The sequence below is a fragment of the Psychroserpens sp. genome (assembly GCF_036960315.1).
In the GTDB taxonomy this organism is placed as follows: Bacteria; Bacteroidota; Bacteroidia; order Flavobacteriales; family Flavobacteriaceae; genus Psychroserpens.
The window spans coordinates 717,798-737,822 of the sequence record NZ_JBALVR010000001.1 but is presented as its reverse complement, the minus strand read 5'-3'; the positions used below and the strand labels follow the sequence as shown (position 1 = coordinate 737,822).

21 protein-coding genes are annotated in these 20,025 nt (G+C 32.1%); 11 read left to right on the top strand and 10 right to left on the bottom strand.

Features of this window, described 5'->3' with window-relative positions; all coding sequences use genetic code 11:
- Window positions 1-81: 81 nt before the first annotated feature.
- Together V7719_RS03285 and V7719_RS03280 are read left to right on the top strand one after the other, a co-directional pair.
- Window positions 82-1,350, top strand: a complete 1,269-nt coding sequence (locus V7719_RS03285; RefSeq protein WP_335728427.1) for an aryl-sulfate sulfotransferase — start codon at window positions 82-84, stop codon at window positions 1,348-1,350.
- Between the two features lie 58 nt (window positions 1,351-1,408).
- The gene (locus V7719_RS03280) at window positions 1,409-2,680 is read left to right on the top strand and encodes a T9SS type A sorting domain-containing protein (protein WP_335728426.1); all 1,272 of its coding nucleotides are present in this window, start codon (window positions 1,409-1,411) and stop codon (window positions 2,678-2,680) included.
- A 50-nt stretch (window positions 2,681-2,730) separates the two neighbouring features.
- Here the strand turns inward: V7719_RS03280 and rlmN are convergent, their stop codons facing one another.
- From rlmN to rsgA, 9 genes are all read right to left on the bottom strand, one after another.
- Window positions 2,731-3,771 carry a 23S rRNA (adenine(2503)-C(2))-methyltransferase RlmN gene (gene rlmN / locus V7719_RS03275; protein WP_335728425.1) on the bottom strand — a complete coding sequence of 347 codons (1,041 nt, stop codon included), beginning with the start codon at window positions 3,769-3,771 and terminating at the stop codon, window positions 2,731-2,733.
- Between the two features lie 159 nt (window positions 3,772-3,930).
- On the bottom strand, window positions 3,931-4,980 hold the full coding sequence (gene queA / locus V7719_RS03270; RefSeq protein WP_335728424.1) for a tRNA preQ1(34) S-adenosylmethionine ribosyltransferase-isomerase QueA: 1,050 nt from the start codon (window positions 4,978-4,980) through the stop codon (window positions 3,931-3,933).
- A gap of 138 nt (window positions 4,981-5,118) precedes the next feature.
- Window positions 5,119-6,345 (bottom strand): 3-phosphoshikimate 1-carboxyvinyltransferase, encoded by a 1,227-nt coding sequence (locus tag V7719_RS03265; RefSeq protein WP_335728422.1) that lies wholly within the window; start codon window positions 6,343-6,345, stop codon window positions 5,119-5,121.
- Window positions 6,346-6,373: 28 nt separating this feature from the next.
- A complete protein-coding gene (locus V7719_RS03260) occupies window positions 6,374-6,700 on the bottom strand; it encodes a nucleotide pyrophosphohydrolase (protein ID WP_335728421.1) in 327 nt (108 codons plus the stop codon).
- A gap of 1 nt (window position 6,701) precedes the next feature.
- Window positions 6,702-8,723: a DUF3857 domain-containing protein gene (locus V7719_RS03255; protein ID WP_335728420.1), complete on the bottom strand. Its 2,022-nt coding sequence runs from the start codon at window positions 8,721-8,723 to the stop codon at window positions 6,702-6,704.
- Window positions 8,724-8,739: 16 nt separating this feature from the next.
- Entirely contained in the window at window positions 8,740-10,638 is a 1,899-nt protein-coding gene (locus tag V7719_RS03250) for a DUF3857 domain-containing protein (RefSeq protein WP_335728419.1), read from the bottom strand.
- A gap of 83 nt (window positions 10,639-10,721) precedes the next feature.
- Complete coding sequence (locus V7719_RS03245; RefSeq protein WP_335728418.1) at window positions 10,722-11,255, bottom strand: metal-dependent hydrolase; 534 nt, start codon at window positions 11,253-11,255, stop codon at window positions 10,722-10,724.
- Window positions 11,255-11,707: a D-aminoacyl-tRNA deacylase gene (gene dtd / locus V7719_RS03240; RefSeq protein ID WP_335728417.1), complete on the bottom strand. Its 453-nt coding sequence runs from the start codon at window positions 11,705-11,707 to the stop codon at window positions 11,255-11,257. The genes V7719_RS03245 and dtd overlap by 1 nt, the downstream gene beginning before the upstream one ends.
- Complete coding sequence (gene rsgA / locus V7719_RS03235; RefSeq protein ID WP_335728416.1) at window positions 11,704-12,654, bottom strand: ribosome small subunit-dependent GTPase A; 951 nt, start codon at window positions 12,652-12,654, stop codon at window positions 11,704-11,706. The genes dtd and rsgA overlap by 4 nt, the downstream gene beginning before the upstream one ends.
- Window positions 12,655-13,096: 442 nt before the next feature.
- On the opposite strand from rsgA, the gene V7719_RS03230 reads away from it, so the two are divergent.
- Together V7719_RS03230 and V7719_RS03225 are read left to right on the top strand one after the other, a co-directional pair.
- Window positions 13,097-13,753 (top strand): DUF6515 family protein, encoded by a 657-nt coding sequence (locus V7719_RS03230; RefSeq protein ID WP_335728415.1) that lies wholly within the window; start codon window positions 13,097-13,099, stop codon window positions 13,751-13,753.
- A 22-nt stretch (window positions 13,754-13,775) separates the two neighbouring features.
- Window positions 13,776-14,504 carry a hypothetical protein gene (locus V7719_RS03225; RefSeq protein WP_335728414.1) on the top strand — a complete coding sequence of 243 codons (729 nt, stop codon included), beginning with the start codon at window positions 13,776-13,778 and terminating at the stop codon, window positions 14,502-14,504.
- Window positions 14,505-14,612: 108 nt separating this feature from the next.
- Here V7719_RS03225 and V7719_RS03220 read toward each other — a convergent pair whose 3' ends face one another.
- Complete coding sequence (locus V7719_RS03220) at window positions 14,613-15,245, bottom strand: DUF3313 domain-containing protein (RefSeq protein WP_335728413.1); 633 nt, start codon at window positions 15,243-15,245, stop codon at window positions 14,613-14,615.
- Between the two features lie 391 nt (window positions 15,246-15,636).
- Here V7719_RS03220 and V7719_RS03215 point away from each other — a divergent pair, with 391 nt between their 5' ends.
- The 7 genes from V7719_RS03215 (at window position 15,637) to V7719_RS03185 (ending at window position 19,992) form a co-directional block, all read left to right on the top strand.
- Window positions 15,637-16,296 (top strand): hypothetical protein, encoded by a 660-nt coding sequence (locus V7719_RS03215; protein ID WP_335728412.1) that lies wholly within the window; start codon window positions 15,637-15,639, stop codon window positions 16,294-16,296.
- Between the two features lie 11 nt (window positions 16,297-16,307).
- Window positions 16,308-16,490 (top strand): hypothetical protein, encoded by a 183-nt coding sequence (locus tag V7719_RS03210; RefSeq protein WP_335728411.1) that lies wholly within the window; start codon window positions 16,308-16,310, stop codon window positions 16,488-16,490.
- Between the two features lie 141 nt (window positions 16,491-16,631).
- A complete protein-coding gene (locus tag V7719_RS03205; protein WP_335728410.1) occupies window positions 16,632-17,657 on the top strand; it encodes a sensor histidine kinase in 1,026 nt (341 codons plus the stop codon).
- Window positions 17,658-17,663: 6 nt separating this feature from the next.
- A complete protein-coding gene (locus V7719_RS03200; RefSeq protein WP_335728409.1) occupies window positions 17,664-18,425 on the top strand; it encodes a LytR/AlgR family response regulator transcription factor in 762 nt (253 codons plus the stop codon).
- Window positions 18,426-18,547: 122 nt separating this feature from the next.
- Entirely contained in the window at window positions 18,548-18,985 is a 438-nt protein-coding gene (locus tag V7719_RS03195) for a hypothetical protein (protein ID WP_335728408.1), read from the top strand.
- Window positions 18,985-19,422, top strand: a complete 438-nt coding sequence (locus V7719_RS03190; RefSeq protein ID WP_335728407.1) for a phosphate-starvation-inducible PsiE family protein — start codon at window positions 18,985-18,987, stop codon at window positions 19,420-19,422. The genes V7719_RS03195 and V7719_RS03190 overlap by 1 nt, the downstream gene beginning before the upstream one ends.
- 129 nt (window positions 19,423-19,551) lie before the next feature.
- Entirely contained in the window at window positions 19,552-19,992 is a 441-nt protein-coding gene (locus V7719_RS03185; protein ID WP_335728406.1) for a hypothetical protein, read from the top strand.
- Window positions 19,993-20,025 lie beyond the last annotated feature (33 nt).

Genomic DNA, 20,025 nt, shown 5'->3' with positions numbered 1-20,025 from the left:
TTTTAACAAACCTAGTGAAAAAAAGAATATTCGATTGATTTAGAATGCAAAAAATGTATATATTTAAGTTAAAATTTTTTTATGATAAAAATAGTTTTTTTTGTTCTTATACTGTGCTTTTTTAGCTGTGTTAAAGATGATGATTCAGGATCTATCAATCATCTCAATTTATCATCAAACATTGAAGTATATGAAGAGAGCTTATTAGAAAACAGTTTAGTTTTAGCCATTGAAAATGGTGGCAATACTTCTTATTTATTAAACAAACAAGGACAACGTCTTTTCCAATGGGATTTTGACACCAGATTAGGTAATGACCTAGAACTTTTACCTGATGGAAAATTAATAGGTATGTTTAAAGTATTTGGTCCAGACATAAATTTTGGTGGTTCTGGTGGAACTATAAAAATATTAAATTCAAATTCTGGTGTTGATTGGCAATATACTTATGCATCAAGCAACCATATAGCGCATCACGACGTAGAATTATTACCAAATGGGAATGTGCTATTTATAGCTTGGGAACGTGTAAATGCTTTAATAGCTCAATCAAATGGAGTTAATGTTACAGATGACATTTTCCCTGAAACTTTAGTAGAAGTTAATCCAACAACAAATCAGATTGTTTGGAAATGGAATAGTTTTGATCATATTATTCAAGATTTTGATGCAACAGATTTGAATTTCGGTACTTTAAACGACAATCCACAATTAATAGACATCAATTATAACAGTAGTGCAAATGGAGGAGACATAATGCATGCCAATGGTATTGATTTTGATGAAACTAATGATATCATTTATTTAAGTGTAAATAATTACAGTGAAATTTGGGTTATAGATCATAGCACTACAACAACTGAAGCAGCCTCAAATTTGGGAGGAAATTTTAATAAAGGAGGAGATTTGTTGTATCGATTTGGTAATCCAGAAACTTATAATAGTATTGGAAATCGTTTATTCTACAATAATCATTTCCCGAATCTGATTGAAAAAGATGTTCCGGGAAAAAACAACATGCTTGTTTTTGTTAATAAGGATAATGGAATGGAACAATCTGCAGTTTATGAATTAGATTTACCTGAAATTTTCAATTTACTTCCAAACACTAATAATGAACCAAACATTATATGGGGATTTACGGACCCAAGCATGTATTCTAGAATTATTTCAGGAGCTGTAAGACTTAAAAATGGTAACACTTTAATTTGTGAAGGTGACTATGGTTTCTGGGAAATAACTCAGGATGGTTTAATTGCATGGAAGTATAATAGTCAAAACACAAATATGTGGCGTGGTTATAATTATAACTTAGATGATAATGCATTGTCATACTTCGATTTACAATAAACCGCTAAAATGCTAAAATTTACTATATTTGTTTTATAATCAATTAAAATCCAAAATTATGAAAAAAATTACTTTATTACTTTTGCTTTGTTTAACTGCGGTGTCTTGGTCTTATGGACAATGTACAAACCCAGTATATCAATACCCAGGAACTACGATTTCATTAACGGCTCTACCTGGACTGCAAACTATCGCAACTAATAACTGGGCACAAAATGAATTCTCAGTACTAGATGGACTTGTACCTGGTGAAACGTATAATGTTGTTACTGATATAGTAACATATATTACTGTAACAGAAGATGATGGCACAACAATTATAGCTTCAGGTTTCGATCCTGTATCTTTTGTTGCAACAACTTCAGGAATCATCATTTATTGGACGCTTGATGCGGCTTGTGCTGATGGACCTTCAACAAACATATTAACTCAAATTGAATGTACGACTTGTATTTGTACTGCAACTGCTGCTCCAGATTCAATAAACCCTACTCCAGCTGATGGTGATATGACTGTTCAAATCTTACCAGATGGTTTAGATTTATTAGTTGCTTTTGATTGGGATGAAGCTGTCCTTGGTAATGAAGGTGAATATACTATATCTTTAGGGATTACTGCTGCAGGTGATGATATTGGAACAATTCCATTTGGTGGTGGTAATATAATATACACTTGGACTGAAAACACGCAATATTATTGGTTTATCACAGGAACAAATTGTGTTGGAACAACTCAAAGTGCAATTTGGACATTTACAACTGCTACTTGTGCTGAAATAGCTGCTCCTGCTTGTACGACACTTATATCACCTACTGTAGATCAATTAGATGTTGCTACTGCTGAAGCTGCTGACATGACAAGAGAAGTTAATTTATCTTGGAATGCTATCTCTGGAGCTCTTGCTTATAGATTAACATTTGATGGTGCAGAACTAGGTAATGTTACTGAAACTGATATAGACCTTTTTGGCTTAGCCTATGACACGAGTTATACATGGTCTATTGCACCTGTTAACTGTTTTGGTGTTACTACTGGATGTGAAACAAGAACATTTACTACAGAACAAGATCCTGGATTAAGTGTTTCTCAATTTGAAAGCCAATTACTTTCTGTGTTCCCTAACCCTGTTATGGATCAACTTACAATTAAAACAGATTTATCAATTGAATCAGTTGAGATTTATAACATCCTTGGAAAACAAGTGAAAAGTATTTCAGGTGATTCTATCTTAAACAATAGAGTTGACATGACATCTTTACTTGATGGTATATATTTCTTAAATATTACAGCTGAAGGTAAAAAGCAAACGATAAAAGTTATCAAACAATAATTTTTATTTCATACAATAAAAAAGAGCTACAAATTGTAGCTCTTTTTTTTTTATGATTTATTTGCCAACTGCCCACAAGCAGCATCAATATCTTTCCCTCTGGACCGCCTCACAGTCACTGTAATATGATTGGTTTCCAGCATATTTACATACATATCAATTGCTTTAGAACTAGCTTGCTGAAACTCGCCATCATCAATTGGATTATATTCAATTAAATTCACTTTACTTGGAGCGAACTTACAAAAGGCAATCAATGCTTCTACATCCTTTTTGGTATCGTTAATACCCTCCCAAACCACATATTCGTAAGTAATCCTGTTTTTTGTTTTTTCATACCAATATTCTAATGCTTCTCTCAAATCTTCTAACGGAAATGTAGCATTAAATGGCATTATGGATGTTCTGATTTCATCTATAGCAGAGTGGAGTGATACTGCTAGCTTGAATTTCACCTCATCATCAGCCATTTTTTTAATCATCTTCGGAACACCAGATGTAGATACAACGATGCGTTTTGGTGACATTCCCAAACCTTCGGGTGACGTGATTTTATCAATAGCTTTAAGGACGTTATTGTAATTCATGAGTGGTTCTCCCATACCCATAAATACAATATTACTCAATGGTCTGTTATGATATAATTTACTTTCTTTATCTATAGCAACTACCTGATCATAAATTTCATCTGGATTAAGATTACGCATACGTTTTAATCGTGATGTAGCACAAAATCTGCAATCTAAGCTGCATCCAACTTGACTAGACACGCAAGCCGTTGTGCGATTTTTAACAGGAATCAAAACCGATTCTACAATCAAACCATCATGTAAGCGTACCGCATTTTTAATGGTACCATCTGAGCTTCGTTGCATTTGATCTACTTTGATATGATTAATCACAAAGTTATCTTGAAGCATCTGTCTGGTTTCTTTAGAGACATTTGTCATATCTTCAAACGTGTGGGCGCCTTTACTCCATAACCATTCATAAACTTGATTGCCTCTAAATGCCTTGTCGCCTTCCTTAACAAAAAAGTCTCTTAATTGTTCTTTGGTTAATGCGCGTATGTCTTTCTTTTTGATTTCCATAGATATTATGCATTCAAATTTTGAATGGTATTGCAAAAGTAAACAAACCTTTTTTGGTTTTAGTTTACGATTAAAGCTTGAAGCTTGAAGCTTAAAATTTCCGAAGCAAAAAAAAAGCCTTACGGGTTACATAAGGCTTTCGTTGTATATTATAATGTATTAGATGATTAACATCGCATCACCATAGGTATAGAAACGATATTTTTCTTTTACAGCAATTTCGTAGGCTTCTTTCATAAAATCATGACCTGCAAATGCTGATACCATCATTAATAACGTTGATCTTGGTGTATGAAAATTAGTAATCATACTATTAGCTATACTAAATTCGTATGGCGGAAAAATGAACTTATTTGTCCATCCGGAATATTCATTTAATGTACCACTAGAAGACACACAACTTTCAACCGCACGCATCGCTGTTGTACCCACGGCACATATTCGTCTTTTATTAGCAATTCCGTTATTAATAATATCTGTAGCTGGTTTAGTGACAAATATCTCTTCACTATCCATTTTGTGTTTTGATAAATCTTCTACCTCAACTGGGTTAAATGTTCCTAAACCAACATGTAATGTTACTTCTGGCAACTCTACTCCTTTAATTTCTAAACGCTTAAGCAAATGCTTTGAAAAATGCAAACCTGCCGTTGGTGCTGCAACAGCGCCTTCATTTTTAGCAAAAATCGTTTGGTAACGATCTGCATCTTCTGGTTCTACATCTCTTTTAATATATTTTGGAAGTGGTGTTTCTCCAAGTTCGGTTAATTTTCTTCTAAATTCACCATAAGACCCATCATATAAGAAACGTAAAGTACGCCCTCTAGATGTGGTGTTATCAATAACTTCCGCAACAAGTGTTTCATCATCACCAAAGTATAATTTGTTACCAATTCTGATCTTACGAGCAGGATCTACTAATACATCCCAAAGGCGTTGTTCTTCATTTAATTCTCTCAATAAGAATACCTCAATTCTTGCACCAGTCTTTTCCTTATTACCATATAAACGTGCAGGAAATACTTTCGTATTATTTAAAATCATCACATCGTCTTCATTGAAATAATCAATAACATCTTTAAATAGTTTATGCTCTATAGTTTGATTTTTTCTATCCAAAACCATTAGTCTAGACTCATCTCTAATATCTGATGGATGTTCTGCTAATAATTCTTCTGGAAGGTTAAAATTAAAGTGTGATAATTTCATGTGTTGTTATTTTATTAATTTTAATGGGTCTAATGGAATTTGCCGTTTACATATATCGGCTCATTTATAGGCGCTTATTTTTTTACAAGGTGCTAATATACAATCTCAACATAGGGGTTGTCAAGTAAAACGAAGTATTTATTTGGAAAACTTAAAACCCAGCAGACTTAAATCCTCCCAAAACGTAGGATAGGATTTAGAAACCACCATATAATCTTCAATAAATAAATCGGTTTTTAGAGCCAATGGTGCAAAGGCCATCGCCATTCTGTGGTCGTTATAGGTTTCTATTTTGATGTTCTCATTTATTTCAGAACACGCATATAATTTAAGTGAATCTTCAGTAATATCAACCGTTGCGCCTAGTTTTTCAAATTCATTTTGAAGCGCTACTAATCGATCTGTCTCTTTAATTTTAAGTGTGTGCAACCCTGTAAGATAACACTCCATTCCAAGTCCTAAACAGGTTACCGCAATAGTTTGTGCGATGTCTGGCGACTTATTAAGCTGAAATTCTAACGATTGGTTTTCAATCGCTTTAATCTTCTTCAATAGCACTGAATCGCCTTCAAAAGTTGTTTGAACTCCGAAAAATTTATAAATATCTATTAAAGCTGAATCGCCTTGCAACGAATCTTTTTTGTAGGATGACAATATGATTTCGGTATTCAATGGACTTAAGGCAACGATACTATAAAAATAAGATGCCGAAGACCAATCTGACTCAACCGTCAGACCATCGCATGAAAGTTCATCTGTTTTAGGAGTGACTGTAATCACCTGATTTTTAAATTCGGTTTTAATTCCGACTTGATTCAACAAGTTAAGTGTCATGTTTATATACGGAATAGACGTTATTTCGCCTTCTAAAGTTAATTCTAATCCGTTGTTCAAACTTGAAGCCACAAGCAACAATGCCGAAATATATTGGCTGCTTACATTGGCTTTTAATGCAACCTTATGCTTGGTCAACTGTTTTCCTTTTATTTTTAATGGCGGACAACCATAAGTTTCATCATATGTGATATCTGCTCCTAATTGATTAAGCGCCTCAACGAGAATTTCGATAGGACGCTCTTTCATTCGTTTAGAACCTGTAAGCACTACTTCTCTACCCTCTTGACATGCAAAATAGGAAGTTAAAAAGCGCATTGCTGTTCCTGCATGATGTATATCGATGAGATGATCTTCGGAAGCTAAAGCACTTTGCATGACTTTAGAATCATCAGAATTTGAAACATTATCAATCTTTAACTTTGGATACAAAGCTTGCAGTAACAACAACCTATTCGATTCGCTTTTAGAACCTGTAATTGTAATTTGTGTCTGTTTTTGTATTGATGATTTGTGAAGCTTAATTGTCATAAAAAATCGTGCCTTAATAGGAATGGCTTTATTTTAGTTTTTCATTATTATGATGCCTATCGTGATCTCTTTTGGTCTTTATGTCCATTTTTTTGTCGAAAGCACTTTGCAAATCTATTCCTGTTTGATTCGCTAAACACAAAACTACAAAAACCACATCTGCTAATTCTTCTCCAAGGTCTTTATCTTTATCACTTTCTTTTTCGCTTTGCTCACCATAACGTCTAGCGATTATTCGTGCGACTTCTCCAACTTCTTCAGTAAGTTGCGCCATATTGGTTAACTCATTAAAGTATCTTACACCATGTTCTTTAATCCATGTATCAACGACTAACTGTGCGTTCTCGATATTCATTTTAAACTTTTTTTAGTACTATTTGCTCACCTTGCTTTTCAACAATTTTTTCGAAAAAATCCTTAAACAATGTATAGTCTGTAGAATTGATTAAAGAAGAGTTCATTTCGAAAATAATCGTTAATTGTAGAAATTTACCATTTTCTTTGATGAAATAAGTGAATTTAGCATCATTATTTTTGAATTCAAATGCTTGACTTTCTGGTAAAGACTCAACCTGATAGTTTTCTGGCAACATGATATTGATGACATATTTATCTTCAAAAGGAAATATAAAATCGATTGGATATTTTCGCTCTTCTAATTTAAAAGGACTCTCTTTGGTTGCCAAGAAAAATAGTGGTGAAAAATATAAGTTTTCCCCAATTTCATCAACACCATCATTAAGCACATAATCATAAGTTAGCTTTACTGGCTGAGTAATGTCCTTATTATTTTCAAATTTCAATTCAGAAACCTGGATATCACCTTTATCTTTTTCAAGCTGTTTTATATGCTCTGTGTCACTAATGCCTGTAAACTTTTTCCTGTATTTTAATGCCATATGATCCGTAAGGCTCTTTCTCACTTTACCTTCAATTGAGTAATCGCCATTAACTTTCACGTTAAACATGGTTGTTTCTTTGGCTTTTTCAGTAGGCCTTAAAGACACCCATCCAGACGTTCCATCATCCTTAATAACTCTTCCTTGCCAATTAAGCACACGTTCTGGCAATACATTGACCATACTGTAGACTTCTGTAGCATCTAATAAGGCGTAACCACCTTCGCTCTCCACCATGCAAATCACATAGTTAAACCCTTTTCGTGTTGGAAACATTGGTATCCCATTATTTTTGGTACTTACTAAAACGGGGTTGGCATTAACGCCTTGTGATCGCAACATAGCGATAAGTAAAAGGTTGATATCTGCTACATTTCCTTCGCCTTCCATATATGCTTTCCGTGTACCTTTTTGGGCTCTAAAACCGTAAAGCCCATTCCATTTTACTTTAGATTTTACATAAGACTGAAGCAGAAATGCTTTTTGAAAATCATCACTAACAGAAGCTGTGATAGCAGCAACATCATCTTTAAAAAAGTTAGATCGATTTAATTGATTACCAAAATCTGAATCGTCATAAATCGATTTTGACACCTTCTCCCAAGAGGAAGAATACGACTTCTCTACAGCACCATATCGATTTAGTATGGCTGATAATTCCATACTCATTTTAGCTCTGTAGTTATCCATGTTTCCAGCAAAAGCTTCTCCTTTAAGTGCAGGAACGTTAAATTCTTCGGCCTTGATTATTTGCTCTTTGTATGAGAATGAACCACTTGACACAGTGCTACTAGAAGCTGTGTTATTGTCATTATAATCCTTTTTATTGGTGTAATTAGCGGTACCTGAACCCGTCGATTCTACTAATTTTGGGTAATAAAAGGCTTTAGGATTAATTTGTCTATTATAGCGATAATACTCAGGAGTGGCAACTCTTAAATCAAACCTATCCATTGGTATCTCATATTGAAAATAAATGTCATCAATACCTAAAAATGGAGAAACAATTTCATACTTCAATTCTATGACACAACCATCTTGGATGTTAGGCATGGTGATGGTCTTTATTTCTATAAAATCATTGACCTCTTCCTCAAAAATACCATCCTTCTTCAACTTTTCTTTTGTTATTTTTTCACCTTTCAAGTTATAGGTATATCCTTTTAACGAGCTTACCTTTTCTCTACTCCCAGCACCTGCCTCATAAAGGAAAATTTTCTCAGTTGCCCAATCATAGCCTTCTTTATTATAAATTTTTATTCGCTTGTGCACTTCTCTATGTTGTTCAAATCCGCTTTTATCAGTATAATAGAAAAAAATATTTTCATCTTTAAATAGTACCGCAGCACCGGCACTCGAGTCTAGAGCATGTTGTTTTTGGCTTAATTCTTCTTTTGATACTTTTCCAAATTTAAAATCTTGAGCGTGGCTAGATAGTGCAAAGGCAACAAAAATGAATAGGGCTAGTAGGTGTTTCATATTTAGGTTTATTTATTTAGTTGGTTAAAACTACTTTGGTTTTATCATGTTTAACAATGGCGGACATAAAAGAACGAAAATCATCATAATCTTCTTTAGGGAAGTAGCCTTTATTTAAGACCTGTGTCCTCTTATAAACCAATTCGTTTTCTGAACGCTTCTCAATAGAAAACTTATAAACTCCAAATTGGTTAGATATTTCAACAGGTTTTGGCATCGCCTCAATTTTAAGCGCAGGATCAATTTTAATTACAAATTCGTCCTCATCGGTATAACCTCTTTCTATCTCAAAATCTAAGGTTCGGGTTTCATATCGTGTTGGTATATTTGTTATTCTATTAAATAGATTTGGCTGAAACAATAAACGCTTCCCACTTTTTTTAGCAAAACTCGATGAAGATACTTTTACCTTTTCGGTAAACACAATGGCATCCTTATCATTATCAAAGACAATGTTCTCTACGGATAGATTATTTATATAATCCCAATAGTTTTTAAAATAAAGTTCCTGCTCTCTTAATGGATCGTTTTGTACGCCTTCGTGAAGTGCATATTGATACCCTTTTGTTTGAATAGTAACATTTCCTTTAATAGATCCATCCAACAACAATTGAACATCTGCATGAGTTGTTTGTAAATTATCTTCTGTTTTATAGGTTGTTGTATGCATTATTTTGCCGCCTTCTGGTGTGATCAGTAAGGCATCTCTATCATCTGTAAAACTTGCTATGAATCCGAAAGGATTGGTCTGACTGGTACATTCCAACCATATATTTTTTTCTTCATTCGGAACATAGAGTACAACGTGATTTCCTTCTGTTGCTGAAAACTCTTTATCAACACTCATGATACTACTTCCGCCATAAATCACAGCATAATGCGCTTCTACTCCAACTTCGTTTAGCAATGCTTTTGTATAATTTGAAAGCCCTTTACAATCTGCATAACCTAATCGTTCCACATCTTCGGCAAGCATAGGTTTCCAACCACCAATACCTACTTGCACACTAATATAACGTGTTTTGTCTTGCATGTAATTGTAAACAATTCGTGCTTTCTCTAGGTCTGTTGATGCATTTTTAGTCAGTTCTTTTATTTCAGTTTTAATCCCACTTGGTAATGCTTCAGTGCCAGATAAAAGTTTGTCATGCATCCATTGACCAAAATCTTCCCAGTTGTTGTTAATACCTCTTACACCTTCCATTTCAAATTCGACCATAGCCACCTTCAAAATGGGAGCAAATGTTTCGAAAGAGGGACTATAAGCTTCAGGTTTTAAAGACGATAAATTTTTTGCCGAATAATGATATTCACTATGTTTTTCAATATTATAATCTTCAAAATTGCTAGCTTTTAACTTGATTTCCGTATCAGAATTATTAATGATTCTATATTCTGAATGTTGGGTACTTGCATAAAACCCTTCAATAGGTCTCCAACCAGGAAAGAACGCCGTGCTTTTATAATCGACCTCAACTTCGAGTTCTATGGTATACGGGTAATCTATTGGTGTATAATCAAGATATTTCAATCGATTATCAGAATATAGTGTCCCGCCACTTACGGCACTTACATCTTCGAAATCACCTTTTTTATACTTTTTAATCTCATTTCCGTTTTCATCATAAATTCTAGCTTCCAAAGTTTTGATAATCCTATTCTTATTATAGGAAACCACTGTACCTTGGTCTGAAATACCTTGTTTATTAAAAATGGTAACAATACGTTTCTTTCTTAAAGTGAACCTGTTGTAATCATCAACTTCGACAACAACATCATTGTATCTAATGACAGCATTAGTTTTTACAAGTAGTTCTGAAGGCGTTTCGTAAGCTTTAAATAAATCGTCGTCTTGGGCAAAAATAATTGATGAAAATGACATCAAAAAAACTGTAATTATAGATTTTAAGCGCATAAATTGGGGTTTTAATAACTTAGTTTAGTAGTTATCTCAAATATATAAGTTTTGTAGGAAAAAGGTGTGTAAAAATTATGAAATCAATCACTTTTTTTTGATAAATATTGATTATTGAAGAGGTATAATACTAATAACACAATACCACAAGGGATAGCAATGTATTGAAGTTCGCTTAAAATGACACGAACTCCCCATTCTGAAAAGAATTTCTCAATACCAATTGGTGAGACTTTAATGACTCTCCATGGAAAAAAGTGTCTCGAGTTTTCAAACGGAATAAAGAAGCCAACACCTCTTCCGCCAGTAGTCATAGCGTCTAACAGGCCATGAGATACTGTTGACAAAAATAAGACGATCATAAATATGAACTTCCTCGTTTTTCCGAAGAAAAAAGACAAGACTCCACTCCAAATTAATGCAAATAGAATCGAATGTGTAAACCCTCTATGACCTAAAGGATGCATATAATCGATACCTAATTTAAATGCTATTACATCTAGATCTGGTAGTATTGACGAGCCAATAGCCAAAAACAATAACAAGGTATTGGTTTTAGAATCTATAACTTTTGCAGTGGTATAAGCCACTAGTCCATGGCCAAAAATTGATGCCATTATATTTTATCTTTTGTATCAATTATAATAGTCACAGGTCCATCATTGAGTAGCTCAACTTTCATATCTGTTCCAAACTCACCTGTTTGAATTGCTTTACCTAAATCTGTTTCAATCTGTTTTACAAATGCTTTGTATAGAGGAATAGAAACATCAGGTTTTGCCGCTTTAATATAGCTAGGTCTATTTCCTTTTTTTATGCTCGCCTGAAGTGTAAACTGGCTTACAACGATAGCATCACCTTGAGTTTGAATTAAGGATTCATTCATCACGCCATTGTCATCTGAAAAAACACGAAGATTCACAATTTTATTAGACAACCATTTAATATCCTCTAGAGTATCATCGTTGACGATACCAAGAAGTATGAGCAACCCAGACTTGATGTCTGCAACTTTTATTCCTTCAATAGTTACTGAAGCTTTTGATACACGTTGGATAACTGCTTTCATTCATTATCCCAGTTATCGGTTCTGTAGTTTTCCTGTTCGCCATCTAAAATTTGAAGATAACTTCTGTATCTCGAATAGGCAATTTCATCTTTATCTAATGCATTCTTAACAGCACATTTAGGTTCTTCAACATGCAAACAATTATTGAATTTGCAATCTTGTTTCAGTTCAAAAAACTCTGGGAAATAATCTCCTATTTCTTCTTTGTCCATATCAACTACACCAAAACCCTTAATTCCTGGTGTGTCAATAATTTTGGCATCAAAACTCAAATCGAACATTTCGGCAAACGTTGTGGTGTGTTGCCCTTGACTATGTTGCGTAGAAATTGCTTTAGTTTTTAAATCTAATCCAGGTTCTATAGCATTGACCAAAGTAGATTTCCCAACGCCTGAATGTCCAGCAAACATGCTCACTTTACCAATCATAAGTGCTTTTACTTTATCTACATTTTTTCCGGTTTCTGCTGAAATTCCGATACATTCATAACCTATCTTTCTGTAGACATGTGCTAAGTATCTGACTTCGTTGCGTGTGTCTTCAGAATAACTATCCACTTTATTAAACAATAAAACAGTTTTTATTGAATAGGCTTCTGCTGTAATCAAAAAACGATCTATAAAACTTGTAGATGTTGGTGGATTATCTATGGTAATTAACAAAAACACTTGGTCGATATTTGACGCAATAATATGTGTTTGTTTAGAGAGGTTGACTGATTTCCTAACGATATAATTAGAGCGATCGTGAATCTTATGAATAACACCTGTAATGTCATCATTATTGGTTTCGAGTTCAAAATCCACAACATCGCCGACTGCAATCGGATTGGTGCTTTTAATTCCTTTTAAACGAAATTTACCTTTTATTCTACATTGATAGGTAGCACCAAGGTTTGTTTTTACAGCATACCAACTTCCTGTCGATTTATAAACGATTCCTGTCATATATAACAAAGATGCTAATTATATAGCATTTACCAATAAAAAAAGACCGTCAATTGATGGTCTATTTTTATATCCTAATTTCTTTCTTTGAACCAATTTGCGTGCCATTATAAAATATATTAATGATGCCTTTAATAATATCTTGTCCAAAGGATGATAAAGTCATTAGTGATTTCATAATTGAGTTTGTTAGGTTTCTTATATCAAACCTATTGGAAAGGACAACAAACGAAAACCGATAATGAGTGAACATCAATTTTGGGTGATTAAAAGCAATTAAATAAAAATCTATAAACCGATTTTAAACTTTAAGATCTAAAAGAGACACTTCACCTTAGTTTTTAGTCGCTTCACTTCTATTTTAAAATTAAGCACTTCTATCATGTATACTTTTGTTGAAGAATCATGCAATAATGCTTGAAACAATGCAAAACATATAATGATGATTACACTAAAAAAAACACTAGGAATTAGCTTATTACTATGCTTGTTTTTATTCCCTAACCAAATAGTTGGTCAAAAAAGGAATACTACAAAAAACAGAAGTGTAAAAACAGAAAAAACACACACAAATGATAGAGTAAGTTCTACTCATAATAGACATAACGATAGATATAGAACACAGCCTATAAGAAGAAGTCCTCATTTTAGGTATCCAAGACATAGACGTGTTATAGGAGTCTTACCTAGGCATCATGTAAGACTGGTTTATGGAGGATTACCATACTACTATTATTCAGGAATTTATTACACTATGTATGGTGATCAGTATATTGTCGTTATGCCTCCTAGAGGGTTTAGAATTACCGTATTACCTGTTGGTTATACAAGAATTGTTATAGGACCATCAATTTACTTTTATCATTCAGGTGTATATTATTCTGAATCTTCCACAAACTCAACGGAAAGCGAAGGGAATTATGAAGTCTCTCAACCTCCTGTTGGAATTGTATTAAATGACATTCATGAAGACTCCGAAAAAGTTGTCATTGATGGTAAAATACTTTACGAATATAATGACGTTCTTTATAAAAAAAATACTAATCTTGAAGGAAGTATGACTTACGAAGTCGTCTATAGTAAATCAAATAATGATTAATTAAAATATAAAAGCTTAAAAAATGAAACTTTCAATTAAATTTCTATTAATCGCACTTTGCCTTAGTTTTGGGACAAATGCTCAAAACGCTAAAGAAGCGATTCAAAATACAAAACAGATTCAAGAGGGAAAGAAAAATCTAGAACGCGACACAAAAGAGCTGCAAGCATTTGCGGCTAAATTAAATATATTCAATAGTTCTTTTGACAGTAAAGATTCTGCCAAAGTCAATGAACTAAAAGCCAGTATTGTTTCTGATATGATTAGAGAGGTTGGGCAAAGTGGTGAGAAAGCAAAAAAGGCTAGAAAAGAGATTGCACAAAGTTCATCTGAAATACGTTCAGACAGGCGTGAAATACGAGATAATAAGGACGACTCAAAAAGAGGACGTTTTGATAGAAACGATGATAAAAAAGACATGTCGCGTGATCAAGCCAATAAAAGAGACGACAAACGAGACAGACGTGATGATATTAGAGACTTTGAGCAGCAAATAGCTAGAGCGGAGCAACAAGCATCGATTTTGAAAACGCTTAAAGATTTTAATTTTTCATTTGACAACATGGATTCTTCGCTCATTAATAAAACGCTCATTTCAGATTTTGTAAACACTATGAAACAAGACATAGAAGCTACCAAAAGAGAGCTTGCTGAAGATAGTAGAGAGCGTAGAGAAGACAGCAGAGAACGTCGTGATGATAGAAGCGAGAGAAATGAAAAAGACACAAAGAAAAAACGACGAGGCAATTAATTTATAAAAATTAAAATAAAACCCTTTACAGAAATGTAAGGGGTTTTTTATTAATAAATCTTATTTAATAGTTGAATAGTCTTTGATTATTACACGTTCGTTATATACTCAATTTTTGTAAAAATCTATTGTTTCCTTTAGTAAACCTGCCCAATACGTCATTACGCCTCTAGCATTTCCAAATTTACTAAAGCTCTTAAGGTAACCTCTGTTTTTACGATTATCTATAGCCTGTCCTAGTAGTTCTTTGGTCCGTGAATCAATAATTTTCATTTCTAGATATGCTCCTCCCTTATTTCTTCCTGTAGCTGTATTAACAACAACACTAGCAGGGAAAATGTTTGAAAGTAATTTTCCAGGAACAATTTCTGTTACTGCTATTTGAATTAGAGCCACATCATCTCCAGGTGTTTCTACAATTTTATAATCTGTACTTAATGTTTTTATTATTTCAGTTTTGAAAAATGAGGTTAATTCATTAAGTTTTTCTTGATCAATTTTATTTCCTTTAGCTTTTTCTCCAAATCTAGTTACAATATCTGCAATCATGAATTTATTGTATTTGCCTTTCTCAAAATCCGGACTTATGTATGACAGCATAGAGCCATTTGCTTCACTTTCTTTTAAATTATCATAATTATCCAAAAAACCTGAATGACCAATCTTTGGACCACATCCAAAACAAAAGAAGATGGATATTACACAAAACAAATATTTTAACTCCAAAGGAAATAGTTTCATAATTCAATATTATATACGTTAAGAAACAAAGTTATATCATTTCACATTACCATACAGTCACTTCACTTCTTTTTATAGTCGCCTCATCTAATTAAGAGACTTTAAAGGCTTATTGCGGTGCTACATTTGTATAAGAAATCAAGCCATACACAACTAAATATAAAATATTATGAACTTTTCAACTAAAAATTACGAATACTTAAACAATAAGAACGACGTGATTAAAACATTAAAATCAGTTTTAGGAAAACAATTCAAACAGATTATAGGGCTATTAAAAATCAAAAATCACGAAACAATAAAACATTTGATTTTAGATCCTATTTATCAAAATGACGATGAAAAGCAACTTTTCATTTAAAAGAACAATAACACTATAAAATTAAGAATCATGAAAACAATTAGTAAAGTAGTAAGCGTATTATCATTATCAATATTATTGGCAGGATGCTCATCAGTAAAAGTCACAGACTCATGGAAAGATGTTAAAACCTCTCAAATAGAAAATAAAAACATTATGGTTTTAACTGAAAGCGAAAGCACTATAATAAGAACAACATTTGAAAGAGATATTGTAGAACAACTAAGCAAAAAGGGATACAAATCTTTAGAGAGTTATAAAATGTTTCCAGTTATCAAATCTGATAAAACCTTAACAGATGAGCAACTAAGAGTTTTTAAGGAAGAACTCACAAGCTCTGGTATAGATGTCGTGATAATGACTGTATTAAAAGATGTTAACGAATACACCCAAACCTTAACTCAAGCTGGAACAATATATTATCAAAACACGTATCCAACATTATATTTTAATAGCCGCCACGGAGGATTCTATAGATCTTACAAGACAATATACGTGAATGTTGAACCCAAAACCACAACAAGTTATACGAGTAAAGATTATGTTCTAGAGACACTAGTATATGATTTGACTCAACAAGAAAACAATCAATTATCATCTGTTATTACAACAGTTATAGATAATCCTAAAGATTTAGAAAAAACGTCTGAAGACTTTTCTAAAAAATTAATAAAAGAGCTAATTAAATAAAATTAGAAATCATGAAAACAGTCCTTATAACTTTAGTAAGCGGAATATTCATTTGTCTAATCACATCTATTGGAATGGATACAGGCCTCGAAATGTATGATAACCCATCAGAACATTTAAATCAATACGGTGACTATGAAAACAACATTAGTTATCCAAACCAAGATGATGACCTACTTAATGAAAATCAATAAACCCTGAATGATTAATAGCAATTAAAGTTTGAGACTGTCTTTCAGGGTTGGACAGTCTCTTTTTAATTCAGCATTAAATACAATAAATAATATATTTTGACTAATTTACCATTCCATAAAACACTAATACACGTCTTGGTTTTGAACATTAAAAATGTAAAACAGTCTACCATATTTGCTATAGCTTTATTGGTATCTGTATTAATCAACTTACCAAGATTTTTAGAACTTTATGATGTAGTTGGAGGCCTAGGAGCATCTTTTACATCTGCTACAATTATAGATATAGTTATACGAATTTTATTTTTATTTACTTATAGTTGGATAGCGCTTCAATTTAACACAAATTGGAAACATAGATTTTTCAATTTTGGTAAATCATTAAATACAATCTTCGTTATTTTAACCAATGCTATATTATTTTTCATCACTGTATTAAGCTTTATTTTTATACATCAAAAGTTTGCTGATGACCTCATGAATTCCTCAGATAAAGGCTTACTATACTTTGTGTATTTTATTATTCTTGTCATACTCATTTTTATATCAAGAATTTTGAGATTTCAAATCACTCATCAAGAAGATATTGCAGAAAAAGAATTGCTCAAACGACAAAGCTTACAAAACGAGTTATCAGCTTTAAAAAATCAAATTAATCCGCATTTCTTATTTAACTCTTTAAACTCCTTAAATTCTTTAATTAGAGGAAATGAACAGGCTACAACTTTTGTAAACAAATTGTCTTATATGTATCGCTACATCTTACAAAGTGGGCAGCAAGACTTAGTGACACTAGATGAAGAACTCAAATTTTTAAATAGTTATATTTATTTAATTAAAACAAGATATAGAGACCGATTTAGTATTAAAATAGATATTAATGACATTTACTTAAATCAGGATATTCCAACATTGACGTTGCAACTATTAGTTGAAAATGCTATAAAGCACAATGAAATTTCTGAAGAAAAGCCATTAGAAGTAAGTATCTATATTGAGAAAGATGAGTTAGTCGTCGAAAACAAAATACAGCCAAGATTAACTTTTGTTGATAGTACAGGTCAAGGTTTAGCAAATATTGATAAAAGATATACCCTATTAAAAGAAAAGCAAATTAAAATAAGTAACGCTAACAATATGTTTAGAGTAAAACTGCCTTTAAATTAATTTTATATGAAAGTCGTCATAGTAGAAGATGAAATTGCAGCAAGTGAAAACCTTGTGTACTTATTGAACAACATAGACCCAGACATTGAGGTTATTAAAATTTTAGATTCTGTAAAATCGTCTATTGCCTATTTTTCTGAAGGAACTGAAGCTAGTTTAATTTTTATGGATATACATCTAGCAGATGGTATATCCTTTGAAATCTTCAAGCAAGTCGATATCAAAACACCTATAGTTTTCACTACGGCTTATGACCAATATGCCATTCAAGCATTTAAAGTTAATAGCGTCGATTATATACTAAAACCTATTAGTGAAGAAGAGTTATCAGAAGCTATAGATAAATTTAATACCTCTTACAATTCATCAAAAACTACAACTAGCGATATAGATGGTTTATTAGAGATGTTACAAACAAAAACAACTCAGTATAAATCGACCTACTTGGTTCAAAAGAGAGACGAACTATTGCCTATAAAAATAGCAGACATCGCCTACTTTTATATTGATACAGGAATGGTAAAAGCGACGACATTTAACAATCAATCCTATATAATCAATAAAAAACTAGAGGATATAGAACTAGAATTAAATCCAAATAATTTTCATCGAGTCAATCGACAATTCATATTGAATAGAGAGGCTATTGTCAATATGAAATTTTACTTCAATAGCAAACTTATTATAAATATCAATCCACCTTATGAAGATCGGATTGTCGTAAGTAAAGCCAAATCAAATGAGGTGAAAAATTGGATAAACTCTTAACCCATTTTACTTCACATTAGCATAAGGTCATTTCACTTTCCAATTAGGTCACTTCACTTTTATTTTTCGTTTTAAAACGTACATCCACAGTACTTTTGGTGTATAATTTAAAACAAAATATCATGAAAACTATCAAATCAATTTTAATCGGAATCTGTATTTTATCATTCATCAGTGTCAATTCACAAAGCTTAACTCAAAAACAAATAGATCGAAAAAACAATAAAGTAGAGCTATTTAGTACTAAAGAATATTCAAATCTTCATATCTGGTTTTACAATAATGTGCTTGAATTAGAACTTAGCGATGACGTTGAAGAACAGTATGGTCATATTATATCTAAATACACCCATAAAATGTCGCGTTTAGATGATAAAGATTCAAATTATTCTTATGATGAAATTGTACAAGAGATCCATTCATTAATCAATAAAGTCAACAAGGATTCAAAACCTATTCTTACTGTTAAGCAATATAATGATCATGTATATATAATGACTCGTTTCAAACAAAGAGTCCTTGATAAGCTTCAATTAAAAAACTCTCAAAACGTTAAATAATGAATAAAAACAATTTGATCAGAATAGTTGAATACATTGAAAAAGCAATCATATTAATTTTACTATTCTCTCTTTTAGTTGTTGTATTATATTCGACTATTATCTTTATTAGTTTATTATTTAATGGTATTATTTCGCAATATCAAGACTCCTTTTCTAATAATAACATACTAACCCATTTACATAAAATATTTGGAGGTTTTTTGTTAGTTCTAATTGGTATTGAATTAGTACATACTGTAAAAATGTACCTAAAAGAAGATGTTGTTCATGTCGAAATCGTATTACTCGTAGCTTTAATCGGAATTTCTAGACATGTTATTGATCTGGATTTTAAGAATCTAGAACCTATGACACTAATAGGTATAAGCTCATTAATCATCGTATTATCTGCAGGTTATTATTTGATAAAGAAAGGAATGCGATTAAGCAAATAAAAAAAAAGATATAAACTTTAAGGTCTTAAAAAGATACTTCGTTTTCCATTTAGGTCACGTCGCTTTTATTTTTTATTTTCGTACGCACATCAAGAGTATATTTGAGGTATAATTTAAAAGCAAAATATTATGAAAACTTTCAAGTTAATTTTAATCGGAATCTGTATTTTTTCCTTCACAAATATAAATGCGCAACATTTGTCTCAAAAGCAAATTGCAAGAAAAAACAATAAAGTAGCTCTATTTACCACACAGGAATTTTCAAATCTGCACATCTGGTTTTACAACCAAGTTTTGGATTTAAAACTTAGTAATGAAGTAGAAGATCAATACGCTGGCATTATATCAAAATACACGTACAGAATGTCTCGTTTAGATGATAAAGACTCAGACTATTCTTATGATGAGATTCTAAAAGAGATACCTTCATTAATTAATGAAATCAACAAGCATACTAAACCTCTTTTTACCGATAAACAATATAATGACCATTTAAAAATCATGACTAGTTTCGAACAAACTGTATTAAACAAACTTGCATTAAAGAACTCACAAGACATCAAAGACTAAATAGAAACAATAAAAAAAGCCTCACAGTTTTGT